23 protein-coding genes are annotated in these 26520 nt (G+C 38.5%); 12 read left to right on the top strand and 11 right to left on the bottom strand.

The features are described from left to right. Window positions 1-148 precede the first annotated feature (148 nt). From AAC388_RS10560 to AAC388_RS10550, 3 genes are all read left to right on the top strand, one after another. Window positions 149-835, top strand: a complete 687-nt coding sequence (locus AAC388_RS10560) for a hydrolase (RefSeq protein WP_086376602.1) — start codon at window positions 149-151, stop codon at window positions 833-835. Between the two features lie 109 nt (window positions 836-944). Beyond that, the gene (locus AAC388_RS10555; protein WP_342370560.1) at window positions 945-2819 is read left to right on the top strand and encodes an amidohydrolase; all 1875 of its coding nucleotides are present in this window, start codon (window positions 945-947) and stop codon (window positions 2817-2819) included. Between the two features lie 56 nt (window positions 2820-2875). Further along, entirely contained in the window at window positions 2876-3037 is a 162-nt protein-coding gene (locus AAC388_RS10550) for a DUF1427 family protein (protein ID WP_000784879.1), read from the top strand. A gap of 68 nt (window positions 3038-3105) precedes the next feature. Here the strand turns inward: AAC388_RS10550 and arsC are convergent, their stop codons facing one another. Beyond that, the gene (gene arsC, locus AAC388_RS10545) at window positions 3106-3534 is read right to left on the bottom strand and encodes an arsenate reductase (glutaredoxin) (RefSeq protein ID WP_206216011.1); all 429 of its coding nucleotides are present in this window, start codon (window positions 3532-3534) and stop codon (window positions 3106-3108) included. A gap of 84 nt (window positions 3535-3618) precedes the next feature. Between arsC and AAC388_RS10540 the strand changes: the two genes are divergently transcribed. Together AAC388_RS10540 and arsB are read left to right on the top strand one after the other, a co-directional pair. Beyond that, the gene (locus AAC388_RS10540) at window positions 3619-3948 is read left to right on the top strand and encodes a metalloregulator ArsR/SmtB family transcription factor (RefSeq protein WP_039760625.1); all 330 of its coding nucleotides are present in this window, start codon (window positions 3619-3621) and stop codon (window positions 3946-3948) included. A gap of 104 nt (window positions 3949-4052) precedes the next feature. Further along, on the top strand, window positions 4053-5087 hold the full coding sequence (arsB, locus tag AAC388_RS10535) for an ACR3 family arsenite efflux transporter (protein ID WP_320540317.1): 1035 nt from the start codon (window positions 4053-4055) through the stop codon (window positions 5085-5087). A gap of 90 nt (window positions 5088-5177) precedes the next feature. On the opposite strand, the gene AAC388_RS10530 is transcribed toward arsB, so the two are convergent. Beyond that, entirely contained in the window at window positions 5178-6080 is a 903-nt protein-coding gene (locus AAC388_RS10530; RefSeq protein WP_014206516.1) for a LysR family transcriptional regulator, read from the bottom strand. Between the two features lie 101 nt (window positions 6081-6181). On the opposite strand from AAC388_RS10530, the gene AAC388_RS10525 reads away from it, so the two are divergent. The 3 genes from AAC388_RS10525 to ahpF all read left to right on the top strand — a co-directional run bounded on the left by AAC388_RS10525 (window position 6182) and on the right by ahpF (window position 9009). Beyond that, window positions 6182-6742: a chromate transporter gene (locus AAC388_RS10525; RefSeq protein ID WP_014206517.1), complete on the top strand. Its 561-nt coding sequence runs from the start codon at window positions 6182-6184 to the stop codon at window positions 6740-6742. Further along, the gene (locus AAC388_RS10520; protein ID WP_342370559.1) at window positions 6742-7263 is read left to right on the top strand and encodes a chromate transporter; all 522 of its coding nucleotides are present in this window, start codon (window positions 6742-6744) and stop codon (window positions 7261-7263) included. Before AAC388_RS10525 ends, AAC388_RS10520 begins: the two co-directional genes overlap by 1 nt. Window positions 7264-7443: 180 nt before the next feature. Beyond that, window positions 7444-9009: an alkyl hydroperoxide reductase subunit F gene (ahpF, locus tag AAC388_RS10515; protein WP_342370558.1), complete on the top strand. Its 1566-nt coding sequence runs from the start codon at window positions 7444-7446 to the stop codon at window positions 9007-9009. A 53-nt stretch (window positions 9010-9062) separates the two neighbouring features. Here the strand turns inward: ahpF and AAC388_RS10510 are convergent, their stop codons facing one another. From AAC388_RS10510 to AAC388_RS10475, 8 genes are all read right to left on the bottom strand, one after another. Further along, on the bottom strand, window positions 9063-11069 hold the full coding sequence (locus tag AAC388_RS10510; RefSeq protein WP_039760644.1) for an alpha/beta fold hydrolase: 2007 nt from the start codon (window positions 11067-11069) through the stop codon (window positions 9063-9065). 114 nt (window positions 11070-11183) lie between these two features. After that, window positions 11184-12125 (bottom strand): hypothetical protein, encoded by a 942-nt coding sequence (locus AAC388_RS10505; protein WP_002114503.1) that lies wholly within the window; start codon window positions 12123-12125, stop codon window positions 11184-11186. A 105-nt stretch (window positions 12126-12230) separates the two neighbouring features. After that, entirely contained in the window at window positions 12231-13043 is an 813-nt protein-coding gene (cysE, locus tag AAC388_RS10500) for a serine O-acetyltransferase (protein WP_002114303.1), read from the bottom strand. Next, window positions 13036-13875 carry an RNA methyltransferase gene (locus tag AAC388_RS10495; protein WP_032006696.1) on the bottom strand — a complete coding sequence of 280 codons (840 nt, stop codon included), beginning with the start codon at window positions 13873-13875 and terminating at the stop codon, window positions 13036-13038. Before AAC388_RS10495 ends, cysE begins: the two co-directional genes overlap by 8 nt. A 14-nt stretch (window positions 13876-13889) precedes the next feature. Continuing rightward, window positions 13890-17453: a DNA polymerase III subunit alpha gene (gene dnaE / locus AAC388_RS10490; RefSeq protein ID WP_325794539.1), complete on the bottom strand. Its 3564-nt coding sequence runs from the start codon at window positions 17451-17453 to the stop codon at window positions 13890-13892. Window positions 17454-17651: 198 nt separating this feature from the next. Beyond that, a complete protein-coding gene (locus tag AAC388_RS10485; protein WP_014206524.1) occupies window positions 17652-18719 on the bottom strand; it encodes a type II asparaginase in 1068 nt (355 codons plus the stop codon). Between the two features lie 670 nt (window positions 18720-19389). After that, window positions 19390-20697, bottom strand: a complete 1308-nt coding sequence (locus AAC388_RS10480) for a dicarboxylate/amino acid:cation symporter (protein WP_032006693.1) — start codon at window positions 20695-20697, stop codon at window positions 19390-19392. 472 nt (window positions 20698-21169) lie between these two features. Continuing rightward, complete coding sequence (locus AAC388_RS10475; RefSeq protein ID WP_329759363.1) at window positions 21170-22600, bottom strand: pyridoxal phosphate-dependent aminotransferase; 1431 nt, start codon at window positions 22598-22600, stop codon at window positions 21170-21172. A gap of 239 nt (window positions 22601-22839) precedes the next feature. Here AAC388_RS10475 and msrB point away from each other — a divergent pair, with 239 nt between their 5' ends. The 4 genes from msrB to AAC388_RS10455 all read left to right on the top strand — a co-directional run bounded on the left by msrB (window position 22840) and on the right by AAC388_RS10455 (window position 25283). Next, entirely contained in the window at window positions 22840-23259 is a 420-nt protein-coding gene (gene msrB / locus AAC388_RS10470; protein ID WP_002114184.1) for a peptide-methionine (R)-S-oxide reductase MsrB, read from the top strand. Further along, window positions 23256-23741, top strand: a complete 486-nt coding sequence (locus tag AAC388_RS10465; RefSeq protein ID WP_002114194.1) for a glutathione peroxidase — start codon at window positions 23256-23258, stop codon at window positions 23739-23741. The genes msrB and AAC388_RS10465 overlap by 4 nt, the downstream gene beginning before the upstream one ends. 8 nt (window positions 23742-23749) lie before the next feature. Further along, the gene (locus AAC388_RS10460) at window positions 23750-24586 is read left to right on the top strand and encodes an AraC family transcriptional regulator (protein ID WP_060465789.1); all 837 of its coding nucleotides are present in this window, start codon (window positions 23750-23752) and stop codon (window positions 24584-24586) included. Between the two features lie 64 nt (window positions 24587-24650). Further along, complete coding sequence (locus AAC388_RS10455) at window positions 24651-25283, top strand: LysE family translocator (RefSeq protein WP_060465788.1); 633 nt, start codon at window positions 24651-24653, stop codon at window positions 25281-25283. Window positions 25284-25336: 53 nt separating this feature from the next. On the opposite strand, the gene dapC is transcribed toward AAC388_RS10455, so the two are convergent. Further along, window positions 25337-26506, bottom strand: coding sequence for a succinyldiaminopimelate transaminase (gene dapC / locus AAC388_RS10450; protein WP_025469676.1), 1170 nt, complete (start codon window positions 26504-26506; stop codon window positions 25337-25339). Between the last annotated feature and the right edge of the window lie 14 nt (window positions 26507-26520).

The following is a 26520-nucleotide window of genomic DNA, read 5'->3' as shown; positions in this document are numbered from 1 at the left end:
TTAAAAAGCAATCATTGTTTTGATTGTATTCGTACAGAATACAGATTCGTGCTGATTTGCTGTCTATGCTTTTACATTTTTATCTGTTTTCATAATAACCAGTAAGCAATTTTGATGCATTACTCATAAGGAATAATGGAGTTTACCCATGAATAAATCACTTTTAGAACAACTATCACCAACCAATTGTCAGGTTATTTTTATTGATCATCAGCCACAAATGGCTTTTGGGGTACAGTCAATAGATCGCCAAGTATTAAAGAATAATACTGTAGGATTAGCAAAAGCAGCTAAAACATTCAATATTCCTGTCACCATTACAACGGTTGAAACTGAAAGCTTCTCTGGTCATACCTATCCAGAACTTTTAGATGTATTTCCAGGTGCTCCATTACTAGAACGTACTTCAATGAATTCGTGGGATGACCAAAAAGTACGTGATTCGCTTGCAAAAAATAATCGTAAAAAAGTGATTGTTTCAGGTTTGTGGACAGAAGTGTGTAATAACACCTTCGCTTTTGGTGCGATGCTTGAAGGGGATTATGAGATTTATATGGTCGCGGATGCTTCAGGTGGTACATCGAAAGAGGCACATGACTATGCCATGCAACGTATGATTCAAGCTGGTGTTGTTCCGGTAACTTGGCAACAAGTCTTACTCGAATGGCAACGTGATTGGGCACATCGTGATACGTATGATGCAGTTATGGCAATTGTACGTGAGCATTCTGGTGCTTATGGTATGGGTGTGGACTATGCCTATACGATGGTACATAAGGCTCCTGAACGTACAACATCAAAACACGAAGTACTTGCACCAGTTCCTGCAAAATAAAACAGTACTGATTTAGGTAAAGGCATGTCTAGTATTCAATATTTAAGTGATATTAATACAGATATGCCTTTATTTTTTAGAACGATAATTCACAAGAATGGAGTTCAGAATGACCGAAATAAACCTCATACTCATAAACGGTAAAATCACAACACTAGATCCTCAGAACCCCGAAGTACAAGCAATTGCGATTGCAGACGGTAAAGTATTACGCACGGGTACAAATGATGAGGTAATGAAACTCGCAACTCCAACAAGCAAAGTTGTAGATTTAAATGGCCGTCGCGTTATACCAGGTCTAAATGACAGTCATTTGCATATTATTCGTGGTGGCCTAAATTACAATATGGAGCTGCGCTGGGAAGGTGTGCCATCTGTTGCCGATGCGTTACGCTTACTCAAAGAACAAGCAGACAATACTCCAGCTCCACAATGGGTTCGTGTCGTAGGCGGATGGACTGAATTCCAGTTTGCCGAAAAGCGTTTACCGACTTTAGAAGAAATTAATAAAGCTGCACCAGATACTCCTGTATTCGTTTTACATCTATATGCCAGTGCTTTGTTGAACCGAGCTGCACTTGATGTATTGGGCTTTAACAAAGACACACCGGACCCGCCTGGCGGCAAGATTGTACGAAATGAAAAAGGTGAGCCAACAGGTCTCTTGCTTGCTACGCCATCGGCTATGATTTTGTATTCGACCTTAGGGAAAGCACCAAAATTGCCAGTTGAAGATCAAGTCAATTCAACTCGTCATTTCATGCGTGAGTTGAACCGATTAGGTATTACTTCAGCAATTGATGCGGGCGGTGGCGGTCAAAACTATCCTGAAGATTATGATGTGATTAAGCAATTACACGATCAAAATCAAATGACCGTACGTATTGCTTATAACCTATTTGCTCAGAAGGCAGGCCAAGAGCTTGATGATTATCGTCGCTGGACAGAAATGACATTTCCGGGTGATGGTGATGAGCTATTTAGAATGAATGGAGCAGGAGAGAACCTGACGTGGTCAGCGGGTGACTTTGAAGATTTCTATGAGCCACGTCCAGATTTACCAGACAAAATGGAAGGCGAACTCGAAGCTATTGTAGAACACTTGGCTGAAAAGAAATGGCCATTCCGTATTCATGCAACTTATGATGAAAGTATTAATCGCTTACTGAATGTATTTGAGCGCGTCAATTCAAAACAGCCATTTGCGACACGATTTATTATTGACCATGCCGAAACTGTATCTGAGCGTAATATTGAACGTATTGGCGCGTTGGGTGGTGGTATTGCCATTCAACACCGTATGGCATATCAAGGTGAGATTTTCGTAAAACGCTATGGTGCCGAAGCCGCTCAGGCAACGCCACCCGTTAAGAAAATGTTAGAACTCGGTGTTCCTGTGGGTGCGGGGACAGATGCGACTCGTGTTGCCTCTTATAACCCTTGGGTGTGTTTGTATTGGCTAAGTACAGGTAAAACAGTCGGCGGTTTACCTCTCTATGAGGAAAAAAATCTATTAGACCGTCAAACAGCACTCAAACTCTGGACTAAAGGTTCAGCTTGGTTCTCAGGTGAAAAAGATGTCAAAGGTTCACTCACAGCAGGGGAACTTGCCGACTTAGTTGTGCTGTCAGATGACTACTTCAAAGTTGAAGCGGAAGATATCCAGTGGATTGAGTCTGTACTCACTGTATTGGGTGGAAAAGTGGTATATGCAGGGGCTGAGTTTAAGCACGACGATCCGCCGTTACCGCCAGCATCTCCAACATGGTCGCCGGTAAAACGCTTTGGTGGTCAGTGGCGTTTATCCGAAAATCGTAATGCACCTTCGAATCAATCATTACAGTCACAAAGTGCATTGTGTGAATGTGCTAGCAGTTGTGGCATGCATGGGCATAGCCATGCTTGGATGCTTGATGTTCCTGTAAATGATAAGGATAAAAAATCTTTCTGGGGCGCACTTGGGTGCTCGTGTTTTGCATTTTAAATAAAACAGTATGGGAACCTGCTGATTAAATGGCTTGATTCTCTAAGGTATGTACGATGAAAATGTACTTGTTATCTTTGGCTGTAGGGTTGCTTGTTGGTGTCTTATATTACGTCTTAAATGTTAAGTCACCAGCTCCACCTCTTGTTGCATTAGTCGGTTTATTAGGCATGGTAATAGGAGAGCAACTGCTTCCTTTTATCAAATCCTATTTTTAATCCATTTCACTCAAAAAAGCTAAATGGTGCCATGCCATTTAGCTTTTTATATTAATAAATATCTTCAATTACTTTATACGGCGGCCTTGTTCATCAATGATTACTTCACCATCTTCTTTTGCAAAATAGCTTAAGTTTTGTGTATCTAAAATATCCAATACAATCTCAGAAGGGCGGCAAAGTCGCGTGCCTTTTGGTGTAACCACAAATGGGCGATTAATTAAAATTGGGTACTGAACCATAAAATCAATTAACTGTTCATCGGTCCAATGGCCTTGTTCCAACTCTAACTCTTTGTAGGGATCAACATTTTTACGGATTGCTTCACGTACAGTTAGGTTTGAATCCTTAATGAGTTGAATCAATTCATCTTTACTTGGTGGTGTTTGCAAATATTCAATAACGATAGGTTCAATTCCTGCATGACGAATAAGCGCCAATGTATTGCGTGAGGTTCCGCAAGCAGGGTTATGGTAAATCTTCACTAGCTCAGTCATGGTAAATTTATTGTCAAATTAAGATATTGCATTTATATATGGATATCCGTATATTTGCAATAACGAATATATTCTGTTGAAGATATGATCAACCAAGTCGATTTCTTTAAATGTCTATCTGACCAAACTCGGTTAAATATTCTTAAATTAGTTCTAAATAAACAAAATATTTGTGTTTGTGAGCTAACAGAACAGCTTGAGTTGAGCCAACCGAAAATCTCCAGACACTTGGCCTTATTAAGAACTCATGGCGTATTACTGGATGAAAGAAAAGGCCAGTGGGTCTATTACAGCTTAAATCCTGATTTACCTATTTGGGCTTTAGATATTTTAAAAGTGATCGGAAATGATGAGACTGAGACAAGAGTAAAACAACAGGATCAGCCTTTCATCACGACAACGTGCTGTGATTAATCTTCCTAGATTTCTGTCTTAAAAATTCGGATTTTTTTAGCATAAATGCATTAGTCATTTGTGTGTATTGAGCAAAATTAATCAATTCTTTCTTCGAGTAGAACATGACCAAACAAGGGCTTTCCTTTTTAGATCGAAACCTGACGCTATGGATTTTTATTGCGATGGCTTTAGGCTTAGCCATTGGAGTTTTCTTTCCTCAGGCATCTGGGTCTTTAAATGAATTAAGTGTAGATAACGTTAATATTCCAATCGCAATCGGCTTAATTTTGATGATGTATCCACCTTTAGCAAAGGTTGACTACGCTGCGTTACCAGAAGTATTTAAAGATAAGAAAACCTTAACTTTATCGTTGGTACAGAACTGGATTATTGCTCCAGTTTTAATGTTCATTCTTGCGATTGTTTTTCTGCATAGTTATCCAGAGTATATGACTGGCCTTATTTTAATTGGCTTAGCACGTTGTATCGCAATGGTTTTGGTTTGGAATGGTCTTGCTTGTGGTGATAACCAATACGTTGCAGCTTTGGTTGCCTTTAACAGTATTTTCCAAATTTTGTTCTTTAGTACCTACGCATGGCTTTTCTTAACTTTCTTACCTCCGTATTTTGGTGTAGCAGGGCAAGTCATTGATGTTAATTTCTGGACTATTACACACGCGGTTTTGGTGTACTTAGGTATTCCATTCTTAATGGGGTTCTTGACGCGTTTGATTTTAGTCAAGTCGAAAGGGTTGGAATGGTATCAAACTAAATTTTTACCAAAAATCAGCCCAATTAGTTTAATTGCTTTACTTTTTACCATCGTGGCGATGTTTAGCCTAAAAGGTGGTGATGTAGTGAGCTTACCTTTAGATGTATTACGTATTGCGATTCCACTCACGATTTACTTTGTGGTGATGTTCTTCATTAGCTTTTTTATGAGTAAACGTATGGGGAATAATTACCCACGCACCACCGCTATTTCATTTACTGCGGCAGGTAATAACTTTGAATTAGCTTTAGCGGTTGCCATTGCAACATTTGGTTTGGCATCACCTGTGGCATTTACCACAGTGATTGGACCATTGGTTGAAGTACCTGTGCTGATTTCATTGGTTTCAGTTTCGCTTTGGCTGAAGAAAAAGTATTACTCTTAAAAACGTAGCAAAATTTATACTATTTTTTGTTAAAAATGACTTTAAAAAAGTGCCTTTATATAGGCACTTTTTATTGTTTAGCTTTTACACTCAGGCCATTGTGGGCAAAAGTTTTTGTAATAGTTCAATAAAGTTTGAAACTTTGGCAGAACTCTCATTTTCCCGAGTAATCAGGTAAAGAGGCGCATTTAGTTTCATTGAATCATCAAACTCGCGATATACAATTTCATGTTCCCAAAAATTATGCATTGAGGCCGGCACAATCGTTATACCAATTCCAGCAGCAACTAAATTTAATGTAGCGGTAGGTCGAGGCGCTTCTTGAATAATGCGTGGACTAAAACCTGCTTGGTAGCAACTATATAAAATATTGTCATATAAACCTTGTCCTGAAGAACGACGGTATAAAACAAAATTTTCATCTGATAAGTCATTTGAACTAATTTTTTCTTTTCGTGTAAGTGGATGGCCTATAGGCAATGCCACCATCATTGGTTCATCTAATATATGGTGATGTTTTAACCCAATATCACGGCTGATCGGTGCTCTTAAAAAAGCAATATCAAGTTTCTCGGAGATTAATCGATCTAATTGTTTTTGGCTGCCTGCTTCTTCAAGTTTGGTTTGTACGTTTGGATATATTTCTCGATATGAGCGCAATACTAGTGAAATAAGCGGATGCAAACCTGCGGAACTTGTAAAACCAATATTGAGTTGTCCAGTTTTACCTTGGCTAACATCTTGGACTAATTTTGGAATATGGCGCGCATGTTCTAATAAAAGTTGTGCTTCTTTAAATAAGGCTAAACCAGCCTCAGTTGGTTCAATTCCTCGAGGCTGGCGAATAAGTAATTGTGTACCAAGTTCTTCTTCGAGTTTTTTAAGTAAACGCGTTAGAGGCGGCTGTTGAATAAACAATCGGTTTGCGGCATGCGTAATATTCCTTTCTTCAATTACCACAACAAAGGCATGGAGCTTATGTAAATCGAGCATAGGAATACCTTTATGGTATGGTTAATGAAAATAAAAGCATTTGTAGATATATCACAAAAGTATCATTCTATCTTGGTCAGATAAAGTGAAAAGTAACGAAAATGAACCATGTTGAGATTGCTGTGCAGAAGGAGAGTGTCCCGACCTGCACAGAGTTATTTTTAGGTTTTTTAACATTAGGTTTAATTGGATTCGGTGGCGTGCTGCCTTTAGCCCGTAAAGTTATTGTAGAGCAGAGACAGTGGTTAAGCCCTGAAAAATTCACTGAGTTACTTGGTCTGTGTCAATTTTTACCAGGCGGCAATATTATTAATTTATCGGTTGCGATTGGCATGGAGTTTCGCGGTGTTCGTGGGGCAGTGAGCTCAATCATTGGTCTGATCCTTGCACCTACGATAATTGTTGTACTTTTACATTATGTCTATGAGCAGTTCCAAGATAATTTAATGGTTAAGCATCTTTTCGAAGGTTTAGCGGCGGCGGCAGCTGGACTTCTGGTTGCAACAGGTTTGAAAATGCTTAAGCCATTATTACGTAATCCATTAGCGATTTGCGTAGTTCTCGCTGCAATTATCAGTATAGCTTTTCTGAAAGTTCCATTACTTGTGACGATGCTGATTTTGTTGGCATTTTATTCAGCTATCATTTGGAGACGTGTGTAATGGGTGCAGTTCTACTTACTTTAGCGATCATTTTTACTCAATTGTCTCTTATTGCATTTGGTGGCGGCAATACAATTTTGCCTGAGATGCAACGCCAAGTAGTTGATATTCATCACTGGATGACGGCACAAGAATTCAGTGCATTGTTCGCCATGGCTCAAGCTGCACCTGGTCCGAACATGATGATTGTACCTTTGGTGGGATGGCATGTAGCAGGGTTGTCAGGTCTACTTGTGACTTCTATCGCTAAATTTTTACCTTCATCTCTTATTACTGTGTTTGTAATGAGAGGCTGGTCAAAATTTAAAGATAAGAAATGGCGCCGTGTTTTACAACTTGCTTTACAACCTGTCACTGTCGGAACTGTACTTGCTAGTGCGTGGATTATTTCTGAGGCAGCTGCCATAAATACTTTACTTATTATTATGGTAGTCATTGCAACTTTATTATCTTTAATTAAAAAGGTTCATCCTTTACATGTTTTGATTGCTGGGGCTGTATTTGGTGTGGTCTTACTATAGTTCAACCAGTTTGCCGACCTGCGCTGGATGAGTTCAGGTTGGCTTTATTTGATTTGAAGTAAATAATAATTAAATCTAAAAAACCGATCAAATATATAAAAACATACTGTTTCACCTATTTTATATTTTCACGTACTATGCATCTATTGAAAGAATTTGGATGCATTGGAGTAAAAACAGATGTTAGATCAAAACATTAAAACTCAATTAAAAGCTTACTTAGAACGTCTAGAAAGTCCAATCGAATTAGTTGCTGCTTTAGATGAATCAGATAAAGCAGCTCAAATTAAAGAACTCGTCACTGAAATCGCCGAACTTTCTGACAAGGTGACTGCCCGTTTTGACGGTAACAATACACGTCGTCCAAGCTTTGGTGTGGCTAAAGCAGGTGAACAGCCTCGTGTGTTCTTTGCAGGCTTGCCAATGGGCCATGAGTTTACATCTTTGATCTTGGCACTGTTACAGGTCTCTGGCTATGCACCTAAAGTGTCTGATGAAGTGCTCAACCAGATTAAAGGTTTAAACCTCAAAGCAAACTTTGATGTGTTTGTATCATTAAGCTGTCATAACTGTCCTGATGTAGTACAGGCGCTTAACCTGATTGCCATTTATAACCCGAACACCACGGCAACCATGATTGACGGTTCATTCTTCCAAGACGAAGTTGAGCAACGCAAAATCATGGCTGTGCCAATGGTATTTCAAGACAATGAGCACATTGGTCAAGGTCGTATGACCCTTGAAGAGATAGTGGCGAAACTTGATACCAACTCTGCTGAAAAAGACGCAGCAGCACTGAATGCCAAAGATGCTTTTGATGTATTGGTGATTGGTGGTGGTCCTGCGGGCGCAACAGCTGCAATTTATGCTGCACGTAAAGGTATTAATACCGGTATCGTGGCTGAACGCTTTGGTGGTCAGGTCATGGACACCATGGACATTGAAAACTTCACATCTGTGCAAAAAACGCAAGGTCCTAAGTTTGCTGCCGAGATGGAAGCACATGTTCGTGAATATGATGTCGATATCATGAACCTGCAACGTGTCAGCAAAATCACAGGTGCAAACCAGACTGAAAATGGCTTGGTTGCGGTTGAACTTGAAAACGGTGCAAAACTTGAATCGAAAACTGTAATCCTTTCTACAGGTGCACGTTGGAGAGAGATGAATGTACCGGGTGAGCAAGAATACCGTACCCGTGGTGTCGCGTACTGCCCACACTGTGATGGTCCATTGTTCAAAGGCAAACGTGTTGCCGTGATTGGTGGCGGTAACTCAGGTGTTGAAGCAGCGATTGATCTTGCAGGGATTGTTGAGCATGTCACTTTAGTTGAGTTCGATACCAAACTTCGTGCTGACCAAGTGTTGCAAAACAAATTGCATAGCTTGCCAAACACAACGGTGATTATGAATGCCTTAAGTACAGAAGTGTTAGGTGATGGTTCACAAGTGACTGGTCTTAAATATAAAGACCGTGCGACTGATGAAGAGCATGTGGTCGAGCTTGCAGGGATCTTTGTACAGATTGGTTTACTGCCAAACACTGACTTCTTGAAAGACAGTGAAGTTGAGTTAACCAACCGAGGCGAGATTATTGTGAATGACCGCAACGAAACCAATGTGCAAGGTGTGTTTGCTGCGGGTGACTGTACCACTGTACCTTACAAGCAAATCATTATTGCTACAGGTGAAGGCGCTAAAGCATCACTCTCTGCGTTTGATTACATCATCCGTTCTGGGCAATAAAATTTAAGTCCAAAACGAAAGAGCCAAAGGATAACCTTTGGCTCTTTTTCTTTTTATGGTTTATATAAACCGTGTTCGACTAAATGCTCTCGTAAAATACGACGTAACTCTAATACAGCTTGTGGTGTCAGTTGGATTGAATGACCACCTGGAAGAACTTTCTCAGATTTTGCACCTTCTAAGTGAGCACTCTTATAAGGGACAATACCATCGGTAATCACATTTGGATCATCACTCTTGGTGATGTTACCCATAATAGAGTGGAAAACTAATCCTTGGTGTGGATTAATATCTTTTGTGAGTTCCATAAATTTAGATTGATGACTTAGATCGCTCGGTCCATTTTGAATCAAACCATTATCAATATTACTTAAGAAATCTTTAACATCTAAATTTTCAGTTGTCAGTGAAGTCGCTACAGCCGACAAAAATGCACCCGGTAAACGAATAATTTTACGTGCTGCCAAGGTAAACCAACGATCCGCATAATCTGTACCGCGATGAGGAGAAGCCAAGAAAATTGCACGATCAAAATTATTGATTGAATGCATTTGCAATCGTTCAGTAACCATTGGATGTTTTTTAAAGCGGTTTTGCTGACGAATCGTCATCAACTCTAAGGCAGGTTTAGTAATATCTCCATCACTGACCAGTAAACGGCTGATAATACCTCCCATACTATGTCCAACAAGGACCGCATCATGCGCGGCAGGGTCACTTGGGTTTAATGAACCAAAAGCTTGTTTCAAGAGTGCATAAATCTGAAAACGACTTTCCAAAATTGGCATATTGGTCGAATAGAAAACTTGCCAAACTTGGTAATTGTCTCTTAAAACCGTATCGCCCATAACATCATTGGTCAGTGCAATCCATGCTTCGGGGCTACTTGCTAAACCATGTACCAACACGATAATTTTTTTGTTCGGATTATATGGTTCAAGCATATAGAGATGCGGCATAGTTAAATGCTGATCGCGGTCAATCAGAGTTAAATAAGCTGCAACCCCTAAATTGTTTTCGGCTAACCATAGGCCATAAGGTGCTGAAAAGTTAGCTGCTAGAGGATATTGTTTGCCTGCTACATTAATATTATCTGTTCGATATGGGTCATAAACTCGAATCACGAATTCTGGATTATTAATAATTTCTTCGACAGTGGTCGCGTGCTTGGGTTCAGCTACAATAGTCGCAGCTAAGTAGCGTGCATTATGAATATTTGGATTAACACCATTTTTATAATTATATTTAAGTGGATCTAGAATATATTCATTAATATCTTCATTTCCTGAACTTGGAAAAACAGCCACAAATTCGGAGCCAAAACCATCGCGGCGGTTAATGGTTCTTAAGCCAGAAAAATTCAGGTTATAACTTGAAATTAATTTTTCTAGTTTTTGACCCGTTAATTGTTTATGAAATTCAAAATCGATTGAATAAATACTCTTACCAATATGAATTTGTGGTTCAACAACATTTTTCTTTGGGTGTCTTAAGTCATAAACACCGACCATTTTGGCAATGGCTTGATTATAAAAGTCGCGTATTTGAACTTGTCTGTTATCAAAAATACGGTCGTTAGGCTTACGCTTTGTGGAAAATAGATAGGCATAGCTATAGCGAATACTTTTATCTAATAGACTCAATTGCTGGTCTAAGCAATCATCATATCTATTCAGAATATTCTTTTGTTCTTCTTCAGATTTATGTTTAGTAAATCTACTTACTTTACAGTCAGACGTATCTGATAAAGCCATTGCTTTTGCGAGATACATCTCGCTTGCTGCTGATAAGAACTGTTCATCTAAAATTTGAGGAAGGTTTTTGAGTTGATTTACACAGGTTTCAGGTGTATCTGTACAAACTTTAGCTTCCTGACCAGACATTGATAAAACATTCAGACTCGCTTCGCTAAGTTTATCTTGGGTAAGAATACTATTACGTTCATTTGCAATCGTTACATTCAAAGCTTGCTGTTTAACATTTACGACCTGACAACCACTCAGAATTGAACCGAGTAGTATGACCGTCAACAGTGTTTTACTTCTTTTTATTGAAAACATTTGGTCAAAATATAGTGGCTCAATGGTAGGTAGATCATACAAATTTTAAAATATTTTTCAAATGATCAAATATAAAAAAGGGCTGTCAAAACAGCCCTTTTTATAGAATTAAGCTTATTTTTTAGGTGCAGCAGCAGGAGTAGTTGCTGACATTGCTGGGTTAGTTAAAACTTGCCATACGTTCCAACGACCTTGTTTTTCAATTTCTTGAATTAAACGGTCAGCAATTTCCGCTTCATCTGGATATTTAACTTTATAGTTCTTTAGAGTCTGGATCGCGTTTTTCTTTTGCTCCATTGCAATATAGTTATTTGCAGCAGCTAAATATGCTTCTTGAACATTACCTTTAATGGCTTTGTCTAAGTATGGAATCGCTTCACGTTGACCGCCACCTTCAGATAAACCAAAACCGAACCAGAAATTTGTTTCCGCATCATCTGGATTAATCTTTAAAAGTCTTTGAGCATATTCTAAAGATTTAGTGGTATGAACAGTACCTAAATCAAGGTTACGTGCAAGAACACTTGCTTTAAAAGCACGAATTAAAATATCAAATGATGCATTTGGATTTGCAGCAAGTGTATCAAGTTGTTGTGTTACTTCTTTAAGTTTACTTTCAAAGCCTTTACGTTCTTGACGGTCAGTAAAGCGAGGTGGGTAATGACGTGCTTTACCTTCTACTAACTGTAAAAAGTCATCAATAGTAGTCACGTCAATTTCATTTTCACCGGCTAAAACAGCGTATTTCATTGAACGTTGTGAATTATTGACAGTCGGAACGATCAGTTTATTGACGTCGAGAGTAAGCTGTTTGGTTGGATCATCTTGACGATTAACGACCATTTTGGTTACAGGCTGTGCAGCAGCGTCTTTTAATGCAACTTCAAATGCAGGTGGCTGATCATAGTTAAAAGGGTTTAGCGCATAAAAAGGAGGAGTAAGCTCTGGTTCCTTGAAAACAAAAGGCTCAATTTTTTGTTCTTTTACGGGTGCCATTGTACAAGCGGTTAAACTTGAGGTCGCAAGGATTATATATGCCAAAGGCTTAAAATTCATAGGATCTTCCGTTCATTTTAGTAAAGTCAGATTTGGTACAGGTAAGTCTAGGAAAAGCTAAACAGACATGCAAGGGTAAGCGTGTTACATTATGAATCAAGAATATTACGTTTTTGATGTCTTATCTTGCGCACCGCATTCACGACGAACTTCTTCAATAATTTTCAGTTCTTCATCACTAAAAGGCTGTTCATCCTGACTTTCTTTTTTGAAGCTCGGATCTAGCTCTGATAAACGCTGGCATAAATTATTCATACGCGTTTCATTATGCTGAATACGATCAAGTAAAACGCGCATACCCTCTAAAATAGGGTCTGACTGATCAGCAGTTGTCGCATATGGGGCAAAGCCAATACTTTGCGCATAATCACGGCGACGTTCTTCATCTTTATTCTTGTCGGATGCATCTTTATAAATATAGCGAGCAGGGTTTCCTACAGCGGTCACACCAGCAGGGACTGCTTTGGTCACTACAGCATTTGAACCGACTTTAGCGCCTTTACCAACCGTAAATGGACCTAAAATTTTTGCACCAGCGCCAACAACCACACCATCTTCTAAAGTTGGGTGACGTTTGCCAGTCTTCCATGTTGTACCACCTAAGGTCACACCATGATAAAGCGTAACATCATCACCAATTTCAGCAGTTTCACCAATCACAACACCCATGCCATGATCAATAAAAAAACGTTTACCGATTTTGGCACCTGGGTGAATTTCAATGCCTGTTGCAAAACGACTAAATGAAGAAAGAAGGCGAGCAGCACCTTTACAATCTTTTTGCCATAATTCATGAGCAACACGATGCATCATAATCGCATGAATGCCAGGATAGGTCGTGAGAACTTCGAGTGTATTGCGGGCAGCAGGATCTCGCGCAAATACAGCCTTTATATCTTCTTTCAGCTGTTTAAGCATTGGGTTGATCCTCCTTGTCAGATAATGCTTTTTTCCATTTACCACTGGTTAGGGCTTGTACACGACTAAAAATACCGCGAAGTAAATGATATTCCATACGATCTAATTGTATACGACCAAATAAACGACGCAAGCGTAAAGGTAACAAACGTGGATTATCTGGATCTAAAAATTCAATTTCGGTTAGCATTTTCTCTAGATGAGGATAAAACTCTTCCATTTGTTTTTGAGTCACCAATGGTTCATCCCATTGCATGCTTTGACCTTGGACTAATGGCATTTCATCTGCATCTTGATCCACGTTTTCTTGTTCCAGAGCTGACATGCGAAGCTCGTAACATACCACTTGAATTGCTTGCGCAACATTTAATACACCATAGTCAGGATTGACAGGAATTGTTAAATGATAATTTGCTAGGGCTAATTCTTCGTTAGTTAAACCACGATCTTCGCGGCCAAAAACAATCGCAATTTGCTGTCCCTGAGAGGTGGCTTTAATGGCTTCTTTGGCAGCAGGTCTTACGTCAAGTAAAGGCCAAGGAATGGTGCGGCTACGTGCACTTGTTCCAAACACTAGATGGCAATCTTTAATAGCATCTTCTAAAGTATCGACAATCTCAAGATGTTCAAATAAATCCTGAGCACCAGCAGCAAGCGCTTGTATGTCTGGGTGAGGATATGTTTTAGGTGCAACAAGAACTAATTTAATTAGCCCCATTGTTTTCATGGCACGTAAAGCACTGCCAATATTGGCAGGCAAGGTAGTGTTTACCATGACAATACGCACTTGTGCTAATTGTTTTGACACAGTGTTGTGATCAAACGAACTCATAAGATTTCCAGAAATTACGAATATTGAGAAACTTCGCTTTGGTATAAATCCAATGCATCGTCCATAGTCATGTCCGCGGGAGGGGAAGCAACGGTTTGCGGACGAGCAGGTTCTGCTGCTTTAGCTGCTTTCGACTTTACTTGATATTCAATATAAATATTATCTTTACCAAAATAATCTCTGAGTTTAGCAAGTAATTCATCGAGAGGAGCAACTTTCCATTGCGGACCAAGTTGAAGCTCGGCTTGAGCATAAGGTTGATCAATCAGGAGTTGTAAAGTGATATGTTGATGCATATCTACATTGCAAAATGGCAAGATTATGTTTTGTAAATCTTTTGCCAAAGTGGCTTGCATAAACTCTTCTGTTAATTTGATCTGAATACTGTTAGCACGTTTTTGTCGTATTTCATTTAAAGTAAAAGCCTTAGTTAAACGGCCCATCGGACGTTCAAAGCCTTCTCTTTCATAAATTTCGCCTTCAAAGACGACAACACGCTCAACTTGGATAATATCTTTAAAACGTTGGAAACGTTCATGGTTGCAACTTACTTCAATACGAGCTGTACCATCATCTAGTACAATAACTACGCGATTTGGGAAGTTTGCGACGTCAATGACTAAACCTGCATACACTGTTGTAACACCACGACGTGTAGCCGTAATTTCATTAAGTTTTACAGGAATAAAAGCTTTAAGCTCTTGGCGGTAAACATCAATTGGGTGACCAGTGAGATATAGACCAAGCGTGTCTTTTTCGCCTTTTAGACGAACTTCATCACTCCACGGTTTAACGGGTTTAGCAGGCTTACGCTGAACTTCTTCAACCTCACCAAATAAATCCATAATACCGCTTTCACGATTGCTGCGCGCTTGTTCGGCAGCTTGAACCGCCTCAGGCAATTGTGCCATTAGGCTTGCACGTTCAATTCCCAAGCAATCGAGTGCACCTGCACGAATCAATGCTTCAAGAGTACGCTTATTGATTTTCTTCAAATCAATACGATGGCAAAAATCGAATAGATCTGTATAAGGACCAAATTGTCGACGAGAGTCAATAACTGACTGCATCGCTTGTTCGCCAACGCCTTTAATTGCACCTAAACCATACACAATAGTTTTATCATCGCTCGCATGGAAATGATAAGTCGACATATTGACTGATGGTGGTAAAACTTCTAGGCCATTATTTCGGCAGTCATCAATTAAAAATACAACACTGTCGGTGTTCTGCATTTCCGATGACATTACCGCTGCCATAAACTCAGCAGGATAATGTGCTTTTAACCATGCAGTATGGTAGGCAACGAGGGCATAAGCTGCGGCGTGAGATTTGTTGAAACCATAGCCTGCGAACTTCTCCATATAGTCAAAGATATGGTTGGCTGTACTTTCATCAATTCCTTTTTCAGCAGCACCTGCCAAGAATATTTGGCGTTGCTTAACCATCTCCTCAGGTTTCTTTTTACCCATTGCACGACGTAGTAAGTCCGCGCCACCGAGCGTATAACCCGCACAGATCTGTGCTGTCTGCATCACCTGTTCTTGGTAAACCATAATCCCGTAAGTTGGCTCTAATACACCTTCAAGAAGTGGGTGAAGATATTCAAAATCTCCACCATGCATACGGTGAATAAAGTCAGGAATAAGATCCATTGGACCAGGACGATACAATGATACGAATGCAATAATCTCTTCAAATTTACTTGGACGTGCTTCTTTAAGCATTCGTTTCATGCCGACGGATTCAAACTGGAATACCGCGGTTGTATTTGCATCGGCAAAGACTGAATATGCTTTAGCATCATCAAGTGGAACATGCGAAATAATGAGCGGATCATTACTATCGCGATTTTTATTAATATTTTGAATTGCATCTTCAATAACGGTTAAGTTACGTAAACCCAAGAAGTCGAATTTGACGAGACCTGCTGCTTCTACATCGTCTTTATCATATTGAGCAACACGGCTTGTTCCATCTTCATCACAAAGCACAGCCGAGAAATCGGTAATCTTACCGGGTGCAATAACAACACCACCGGCATGTTTACCGGTATTTCGGGTGATACCTTCCAATTTTAAAGCCATTTCCCAGATTTCACTCGCATCATCATTATCTGGGTTAGATGGATTGGTAACGATATCTTTAAGCTGGGGTTCCATCTCGATAGCAGTGGCTAAGTCCACACCGAGTGGTTTCGTAGGCACCATTTTTGAGATACGGTCAGCTAAACCGTAAGATTTACCTAAAACACGCGCAACGTCACGAATTGCACCTTTTGCTGCCATCGTACCGAAAGTTGCAATTTGTGATACGGCTTCACGTCCATAGGTACGGGAAACATAATCAATGACGCGGTCACGTCCGGCAATACAGAAGTCGACATCAAAGTCAGGCATCGAAACACGTTCTGGGTTTAAGAAACGTTCGAAAAGTAGATCGTAACGAAGAGGATCAAGGTCAGTAATTTTTAAGCTATAGGCAACGAGTGAGCCCGCACCTGAACCACGTCCAGGTCCTACAGGAACGCCATTATTTTTTGCCCACTGGATGAAGTCCATGACGATAAGGAAGTAACCCGGGAATCCCATTTTGAGGATAATGCCGACTTCGTAATCAATTCGTTCATCGTAAGGTTTTCGAATCTCTGGCCAGTCTTCGCCACGTTTTTCGACAGGGTAGAGATAATCTAAACGTTCTTCTAGACCTACTTTTGACAAATGCTCAAAGTAAGTGTCAATGGTAAAGCCATCTGGAATTGGATAGTCAGGTAAAAAGTAGGTGCCTAGTTGTAGGCTAACATTACAGCGTTTTGCAATGTTATAGGTGTTTTCGATAGCACTTGGGATATCTGAAAACAACTCGATCATTTCGTCCGAGGTTTTAAAATGTTGCTCAGGACTATATAAGCGTGGACGACGGTCATCTGCTAATACATAGCCATCAGCAATACAAACACGTGCTTCGTGTGCTTCAAAATCTTCTTTTTCTACAAAGTGCACATCATTATGCGCAACTACACCGACATTATATTGGGCAGCAAGTTTAGCGGCTTCTTGAATAAAGTCTTCTTCACCGGGACGATCGGTACGTGTTAAAGCCAGATAAACACGGTTACCAAATTTTTCGATCCATGCTTCTAAAAGCGGAGCTGCTTTTTGAGGGTTAGATGAGCAAAGCATCTGACCCACATCACTATGTTGACCAAGTAAAACAATAATATCTTGATGTTGTTCAAGTACCCATTCTTTTTGTACACATGGGATACTAAGTTGTTGCCCTTCAATAAAACCGCGTGAAACGATTTCGGTGAGACTTTTCCAACCTACATTACTCATTGCAAGTAAAGTTGCACGATGTTGAGCATCGTCAAGGCGAATTGTGCTACCTAAAAGCGGTTTAATCCCTTTTTTTAAACAAGAATTATAAAATTTTACCGCAGCATGAAGGTTTGATAGATCGGTTAATGCCAGCGCAGGCATTTGGTCTTTAACCGCAGCGTTGACCAAGTCAGGTATGCGAACTATCGACTCTGTAATCGAAAATTCTGTATAAATACCGAGATGAACAAACTGCATAAACCAATCCTTAATACGACTGCAGCATAGTTTAGCACGCAAAGTTAAAACGAAATGCTTAATATTTTGGCAAACTGTTAAGGATTTTATTATTTAAGAAGAATGATTTGAATATCTATTATACAGATTTAATATAAAAGAGCTTATTTTTAAGAAATAAGACCAACCCAAACTTTGTGTTTGGGCTGGTTGAAAAACTTAGTACTGCCAGAACATGCGCTGAATTTCTTTTGTGTCATTAGTCTTAGTAAGAGCTAAAGCTGCAAGAAGACGCGCTTTTTGAGGGTTTAAATCATGTGCTGCTACCCAACCATATTTAGAGTCGGGTTGTTCTGCATCACGTAATACGAAACCTTGTGCGACACGTGATGAACGGATAATTTGAATACCGTTTTTGTCGTGGAGATTTTGTAAGGTTGGTACGATATATTTTGGTACAGAACCGTTACCAGTACCTGCATTAATGATCGCTTTAGCACCAGCTTTTGCATACGCTTCATATGCATCTGGAAGCATAGAGTCCGAACCATAAACGATCTGTACAGTCGGAAGTGCATCGCCTTTAATATTTTCAATATTAAATTCTGAAGCATTTGTATGACGTTTTACAGACTGTCTGAACCAGTATGGTTTGCCTTCAACTAATGTACCTAAAGCGCCCCATTGGCTTACAAAAGCATTTGTATGAATGTTAATACCTTTAGTTACATCACGTGCAGCAAAAATAGAGTCGTTCATGAGAACCATAACGCCTTTATTTTTCGCATCATCAGAAGCTGCTAAAGCAACTGCACTATAAAGGTTAAGTGGACCATCAGCTGAAAGAGCAGTTGATGGACGCATTGAGCCAACAAGTACAATCGGTTTATCAGTATGAACAACCAAATTTAAGAAAAATGCTGTTTCTTCTAAAGTATCTGTACCGTGTGTAATTACGACACCATTAACAGATGGCTTTTTAACAAGCTCATTAACTTGACGAGCAATTTCTAATAATTCCTTGTCAGTAATACTCTCAGAAGCGATTTGTAATGCTTGAATACCAGTTACATTTGCCAAATCTTTGATTTGTGGAACTGCGTTAATTAGCGTATCAACAGGAACTTTTGCAGCAGTATAAGTTGCACTATTTGCCGAGCTTGCGCCAGCACCAGCGATAGTACCGCCAGTCGCAACTACAACAACATTATTTTTTGCATAAAGTGGGAGAGAGCAGGCTAATAAGCCCATCGCTAAACCTAAAGATTTAACAGTTTTAGTCAACATCGAAAATATCCTTATGAAGTGACGAAGTAAAAGTTTGTTGAATATGACTGCTTTTCCTAAGCAAAATACATACCATGTAAAACATATTCATAACTTGTTTGAATAAGAAGCATCCTTGAATAGCATTTTGTTTCACCAACAATCGCTTAATCATTGCTTTTATTTAGCGATAATAAATAACATGAATAAAATAAAAAATCTATTAAGTTTTTCTAATTTATCTTGATTTGTTTGCTTTTTAATATAAATAAAACAAATGATTTTTTTATCAGTATAAAATTAAAAAATAATAGGCATTTTTAATTGGTTTTTTGCTATATGATATTTTTATATTGTTGATTTTTATTATTATAATTTAATATCAAGATAATTTTAAATTTCCCAGTGTAAGTTAAAAAATAATTCTATTAATTTAATATAATTTAATTGTTGTAAATTGAATTAAAATTTAATCACTTGGTGTTTATTTTTAAAAATATAAAATTTGTTTGAATCATTTTTATTCTATTTTTAAGGTTTGGTTTAAGAAAATTTAATAGCAGTTTAAAGTCATTATTTAATATAAAAATATAGGTGAATTTCTGCCATCAATTTTAAAATAAAAAAAGAGCAATTTTATAAGGTCATATAAAATTGCTCTTAAGTTGGGAGAGTGGGAGAAAAGAGAAACTTATGCGATTGTTTGTTCTTGAGTTGATTTAATTAATACTGGCTCTGGTAGTTCTTCAGTATCAGCCACTTTATCGCCTTCAAGCTTGGCAACAACTGCGGTAGCAATACTGTTACCTACTACGTTTGTTGCAGTACGGCCCATATCAAGGAACTGATCGATACCGAGTAATAAAAGGATGCCAGCTTCAGGTAAATGGAACATAGTGAGCGTCGCTGAAATAACTACAATAGAAGCTCGAGAAACACCTGCAATACCTTTACTTGTTACCATTAGAGTTAACAAAATTAAGATTTGTTGAGTGAAACTAAGATCAATATTGTAGGCCTGAGCAATAAAGAGCACTGCAAACGTGGTGTACATCATTGAACCATCAAGGTTGAATGAATAACCTAAAGGTAATACAAAGCTCGTTACTTTTTTAGGCACGCCAAATTTATTTAGTGCATCCATAACTTTAGGATAAGCTGATTCACTTGAAGCTGTAGCAAAAGCAAGCGTTACAGGTTCACGAATTAATTTACCTAAGCGGAAAATATCTTTTTTAAGTACGATTGCACCTACAGAGAATAAGATGATCCACAGTAATAAAAGACCGAAGTAGAACTCTGCGATTAAGATGCCATAATCAACAATCAAGCCTAAACCTTGTACTGTAATTGCTGAAGCGATTGCTGCAAATACTGCAACAGGTGCAAACATCATGACGTAATCAGTAATACGGAACATGATTTTGCTGAGTTCATCAGTTAAACGAATGATAACTGAATCTTTTTCTTTGCCTTGATTTACAAAAGCAAGGGCTGAGCCAAAGAAAATAGAGAAAACAAGGACTTGCAAAATATCATTGTTTGCCATTGCTTCGGCAATACTGCGTGGGAAAACATGGCTTAAAAATGATTGTAGAGTGAAGCCTGTAGTCGCTGGAGCAGAAGAGCTACTCAATTGTTGCGCAGTTGGCAATACTAAATCTAAAGCTGCACCTGGTTGGAAAAAGTTTGCCAAACCCATACCGATAGCAAGCGATACGAACGAAGCAGTAATAAACCAAGTCATTGATTTAAGCGTAATACTGCCGATTGATGTCGATTTCCCCATTGATACAATGCCTGAAACAATAGTGGCAAATACCAATGGAGCAATAATCATTTTGATAAGGCGTAAAAAGATATCTGTAGGTATGTTGAGATAAGAAGCGATTTGCTTCAATTGTTCACCCTCATTAAAGAAGTGGTGACAAATCCAACCTGTCAGTATGCCAAGTAAAATAGCAACAACAATATACTTGAGCAATTTCTTTTGCTTCATATGAACCTCTATCCATTTGATTCAATCATCCTTTGATGGGATTTGAATGATTGAAAGCTTTCCTTGTTAGTTCAGTTCGGTTGTTCTAACGATGTTATCTTCCTAGATCTGTATCTGTTTTAACCGAATCGAATATGGCGATGTTGTTATGGAGATGGATTGTTGCTCGATTTTGAAGCAGTGTGAAATGCAAAAAAATATTGATCCATGCATTTTTTGCATAATAAAGGTTAAGTAGATTGCAGAAAATCAAGTGATTTTAAACGTATGGTAAAAAATATATAAATCAAAAAATTAACTAACTCTTAAAGTCAAATAATCATAAAATTTATAAAAATAATTTAAATACAATAATTTATTTTGTGTTGGTAAAGTTGTTGTGTGGTTGGGAGGCTTTTCTTTTATAAAAATGAAAAAATAGAATTATAAAAAAGGCACCTATTTAGAGATGCCTTTTTTGTTATGCATTTTTTTAACGACGATTGGCTAAGAAACGACCTAGACGGGTAATTGCTTCACGTAATTCATTTTCAGCAGGTAAGAAAACCACGCGGAAATGATCAGGTGTTGGCCAGTTAAAGCCTGTACCTTGCACCAATAAAACTTTTTCTGCACGTAGCAAATCAAGCATTAACTTTTCATCATCTTCAATTGGGTAGATGTTCGGGTCAAGGCGCGGGAAACAGTACATTGCTCCTTCTGGTTTTACACAACTTACGCCTGGAATTTCATTAAGCATTTCCCAAGCAATATTACGCTGTTCATATAAACGGCCACCAGGACGGATCAAGTCATTAATTGATTGATAACCGCCTAGGGCAGTTTGAATCGCATATTGAGCTTGAACGTTTGCACATAAGCGCATTGACGCTAACATGTCTAATCCTTCGATATAGTCGGCAGCACGGCTTTTATCACCCGTAATTGCCATCCAACCTGAACGGAAGCCTGCAATACGATAAGCTTTTGATAAACCATTAAAAGATACACAAAGCTGCTCGCCCGCTAATGACGCTACTGAAACATGTTCAATACCGTCATAAATAATTTTGTCGTAAATTTCATCAGCAAATAAAATTAGATCATATTTTTTTGCAATCGCTACAATCTGTTCAAGAATGTGGCGTGGATATACCGAACCCGTAGGGTTGTTCGGGTTAATGATTACAATACCGCGAGTATTCGGAGTAATCTTACTTTCAATATCAGCAATATCTGGATACCAGCTATTTTCTTCATCACATTTATAATGAATTGCTGTTCCGCCTGAAAGATTAACTGCTGCTGTCCAAAGCGGATAGTCCGGCATTGGAATCAGCATTTCGTCTCCATCATCTAATAGGCCTTGCATAGCCATTACGATGAGTTCAGATACGCCATTACCAATATACACGTCATTGACATGCATATTGAGAATTCCTTTTTGCTGGTAATACTGACAAATTGCTTTACGAGCAGGGAAGATACCTTTTGAGTCAACATAACCAATTGCATTTGGTAAGTTTAAAGCAACATCATTAATAATTTCTTGTGGTGCTTCAAATCCAAAAGGAGCTGGGTTACCAATATTCAACTTGATAATCTTATGTCCTTGCTCTTCCATTTCATTGGCGGCTCGTAAAACTGGCCCACGGATGTCATAACAAACATGCTCAAGCTTCGATGATTTTTTGATTTCTCGAGTAGATGGCATGGAATGGATGGTAGCAGTATTTTTAGACATAACGGGATTCACTTTTGCATATCGGTATAAATAACTTTTAAATGTTTTAACTGTTACCAAATTTAGATCATGTTGATCTTTCAATAGTTCAACAATTTTTTCATGGGTAAAACCCGATTGTTGATATTGTTTGATAATTGGTAGTAGTTGTTGGAAAACCACACTTTTTTTCTGAGACATGTTCTGTCCTATACAACCGTGCGCACTTAGAATAGCACTATGTTTGCTTGCTTTAAAGAAGATTAGTAATAAATTTGCTTACTTTTGATTTTGTATTTTGCTTACTTTTTGCTTTTTGTTCTTTATATGTTTAAATTCCAACAAATTTTACGTTCAGAGACTAGTGTTTTTGTGATGAATGGCGTAAATATAAAACTCGATCATCAGAAATGTTTACTTCAGAATAAAAGGTGTATGTCATGGGAAAAGTCAATAAAACAGACCGGGAATGGCAAAGAGAGTTATCACCAGAAGAGTATCGGATTACACGACAAAAGGGCACTGAACCTGCATTTACGGGGCAATACTGGAATACTAAGCAACATGGCACCTATGTTTGCCGTTGTTGCGGCGCAGAGTTGTTCTCATCGGATACCAAATATGATAGCGGTTGCGGTTGGCCAAGTTTCTTCCGTCCGATCAATGGTGCTGTCATTGATGAACATGAAGATTTAACGCATGGTATGGTCAGAACTGAAATAGTTTGTCATGATTGCGAAGCTCATTTAGGGCATGTATTTGAAGATGGACCACAGCCGACTGGTTTGCGCTACTGTGTAAACTCGGCATCATTACAACTGAAAACAGAAGAAAAAAATGATGAGGAAACCTATCCATGAGTAATATTTATCAGTTTGAAGCTGAGCTGTTAGAGGGTGAAGTTAAGCAATTAGCTGATTATAAAGGTAAAGTTTTACTAATTGTAAACACTGCCAGTAAATGTGGTTTTACACCACAATTTGCTGGCCTCGAAAAACTTTATGAAAAATATAAAGATCAAGGATTAGAAGTTTTAGGTTTTCCCTGCAACCAGTTTGGTGGGCAAGATCCAGGAAGCAATAAAGAAATTGGTAGCTTCTGTCAGCGTAACTATGGGGTGAAATTTCCCATGTTTGCTAAAGTTGATGTAAAAGGCCCAGAAGCCCATGTGATTTTTAGATATTTAACACGTGAAGCTAAAGGTATTTTAGGTAGTAGTAGCATTAAATGGAACTTTACCAAATTCTTGGTAGGTAAAGATGGTGCTGTTTTAAATCGCTATGCACCTACGACTAAGCCAGAAGCTTTAGAAGCTGATATTGAAAAAGCATTAGCGAGTTAATCGTTTAAATGAACGCTATTCCTCAGGCTTTTGAGTTTTGGCAAGATGGGCGAATGCCGTATGTTGAAACCAGAAGATCCTGTTTTAGCCGAACCTGTTATAAGTCTCATAGTCATCCAACGTTTTCTATCGGGGCTATAGACGAGGGGAATAGCGTTTTTCAAAGTTCATTTGGTACGCCCCAAAAGATTGATGCTGGTACTTTGGTTGTCGTACCCGCACATATTGAGCATTCATGTAACCCTTTGCTGGATCAGGCTTGGAGCTACCAAATGCTACATTTGGATATAAGGTGGTTAAATCAGCTTTATTCAGAATTTCGAGAGCAAGGCCTGAATTTGCATTTGCCACAGCATAGGCCTCTGATAATAAAAGAAGAAACTTTATATCAGGCTTTTTCTGATATGAATGAAACTTTATTTGATCCTGAAAAATTAATTATTGAAAAAGAACAGTCGCTGATCTATTGCCTTACCCAGCTGTTACTCCCTCATTTCGTATTAGAAGAAATACAAAAAACTGAATATTTGTATGAAGATTTTTTGGACTTAATTCATATTATTAAATCGTCAGAACGATTTATTTCTCTTGAAGAGCTTGCAGAGCAGGTTGGTCTTAGTCGATATGCAATCATTCGTTTATTCAAGGCCAATGTTGGTTTAACTCCACATGCATTTCAAATTAATTTAAAGATTAATCAAGCCAGAGCTCAATTAAAGCAAGGGATTTCACTCGCAGAGCTAGCTGTCAATTTAGGCTTTAGTGATCAAAGCCATTTTCATAAAGCTTTTAAAGCACATACGGGAATTACTCCTCGACAGTTTCAACTTGCAGCCGCGCAATAATTTACAAGAAATTATTTTTCTCTATTTTTAAGCTACTCCATACAATTTTAAAGATGAAATCGTTATGGAAGTTTTTTTGGTTATCGCCTTTACTCACTTTTTAGCACTACTATCTCCAGGTCCAGATTTTTTTCTTATTTTGACCAGTCTTTTGCAAAAAGGAGCGCGTTATACCTATGGCGTTATTCTGGGAATTACTTTGGGTAATGCTGTTATCTTAATGGTGTGTATATTTGGATTTATGGTGCTTGGCAATTTAAGCACAACGATTCTTTTAGTACTTAAATGGCTGGGGGCTGGATATTTAGTTTATTTGAGTTTTCTTTGTTTTAGAGCCACTCAAGGAACAAACTTAAATATTACTGTTGCTGAAAATAGTTTGGTTGAACAAGAGTCTAGTTATAATAGTAAAGTTAAAAGCTTAGCTCTGGGTTTGCAATCCAGTCTTCTTAATCCTAAAAATATTATGTTTTATAGTAGCTTAATGCTACTTATTCAACAGGAATTTAGCTTATTTCAAAAATTACTAATGAGTATATGGATGACAGGAGTGGTTTTCGGGTGGAATTTATTATTAGTTCGTTTATTGCGTCAAGAGCGTGTATTAGCACAGATTAAACGCTCTGCTAGAGGAATATATTATTGCTCCAGTCTGGCTTTCATTTTTTTCGCAGTGTTATTGGTTGCCTATAGTTAAAGCAGATCGCATAGCCTTCTAAACAAAATGAAGGCTATGCAATTTTGCTGGGTTTAAAGAATCGCTTTTAAACGTTTAACAACTTCTTCACATTGTGCCAAATCTGCTACTAAAGCCATACGCACATGATTGGCACCAGGGTTACCTTGTTCGGTATCACGAGATAGATAACGACCCGGTAAAACTTTAATGTGTGCTTTTTCCATCAGCATCTTGGCAAAAGTTTCATCATTATCGACTTTTAACCAGTAATAAAAACCGGCATCAGGTTTTTGTAATGGCAGTAAATGACCTAGCTCAGATTGGAATAAGTCAAACTTTGCACGATATTGCTTACGGTTTTCTTCAACATGGTTTTCATCGTTCCACGCTGCGATTGAAGCAAGCTGGTGTTGTACTGGCATTGCAGCGCCGTGATAGGTGCGGTATTGCAAATATGGCTTTAACAGATCGGCATCACCCGCTACAAAACCTGAGCGCAAACCCGGTAAGTTTGAACGCTTTGAAAGTGAATGAAATACGATACAGTTTTTGTAGTCATCACGTCCAAGCTCAGCACAAACTTCTAATAGACCAGTAGGTGCTTGGTCAAACCAAAGCTCTGAATAGCATTCATCAGAAGCAATAACGAAATTATATTGATCAGATAAGGCAATTAGCTTTTTAAATTGTTCTTTGGAAAGCACAGTACCTGTTGGGTTACCCGGTGTACATACAAAAAGTAGGGCTGTCTTTTCCCAAACTTCTGCTGGTACTGCATCAAAATCACCTAAATAGCCATTTTCTTCCGTGCAATTAATGAAGTATGGCTTTGCACCTGCAAGTAAAGCCGCACCTTCATAAATTTGATAAAACGGGTTCGGCATCACCACATAAGGTGCATCTTCACGATTAATTAATGCCTGTACAAAAGAGAAAATGCCTTCACGTGTACCAGAGACAGGCAAGATGTGGTTTTCAGCACTAATGCTGTTAAGTTTAAAGCGCTTAGTTAACCAATCTGCAATGCTTTGGCGAAGCTCTGGTAAGCCTTTACTGTTTGGATAAGTTGATAAATGGTTAAAGTTATCAATAATAGCCTGTTTAACAAACTCTGGTGCTGGATGCTTAGGTTCGCCAATTGATAGAGGAATCAAGGGAAGGTTAGCAGGAGTAGTATCCTTAAAAAGTTGGTTTAACTTTTCAAATGGATACGGGTGTAATAACGACAAGCTAGAGTTCATTAAACAGTTACCAA

The organism is Acinetobacter sp. D009 (assembly GCF_038562025.1).
In the GTDB taxonomy this organism is placed as follows: Bacteria; Pseudomonadota; Gammaproteobacteria; order Pseudomonadales; family Moraxellaceae; genus Acinetobacter; species Acinetobacter pittii.
The sequence above is the reverse complement of the archived record's forward strand: the minus strand, read 5'-3'. Positions and strand labels throughout refer to the sequence as shown.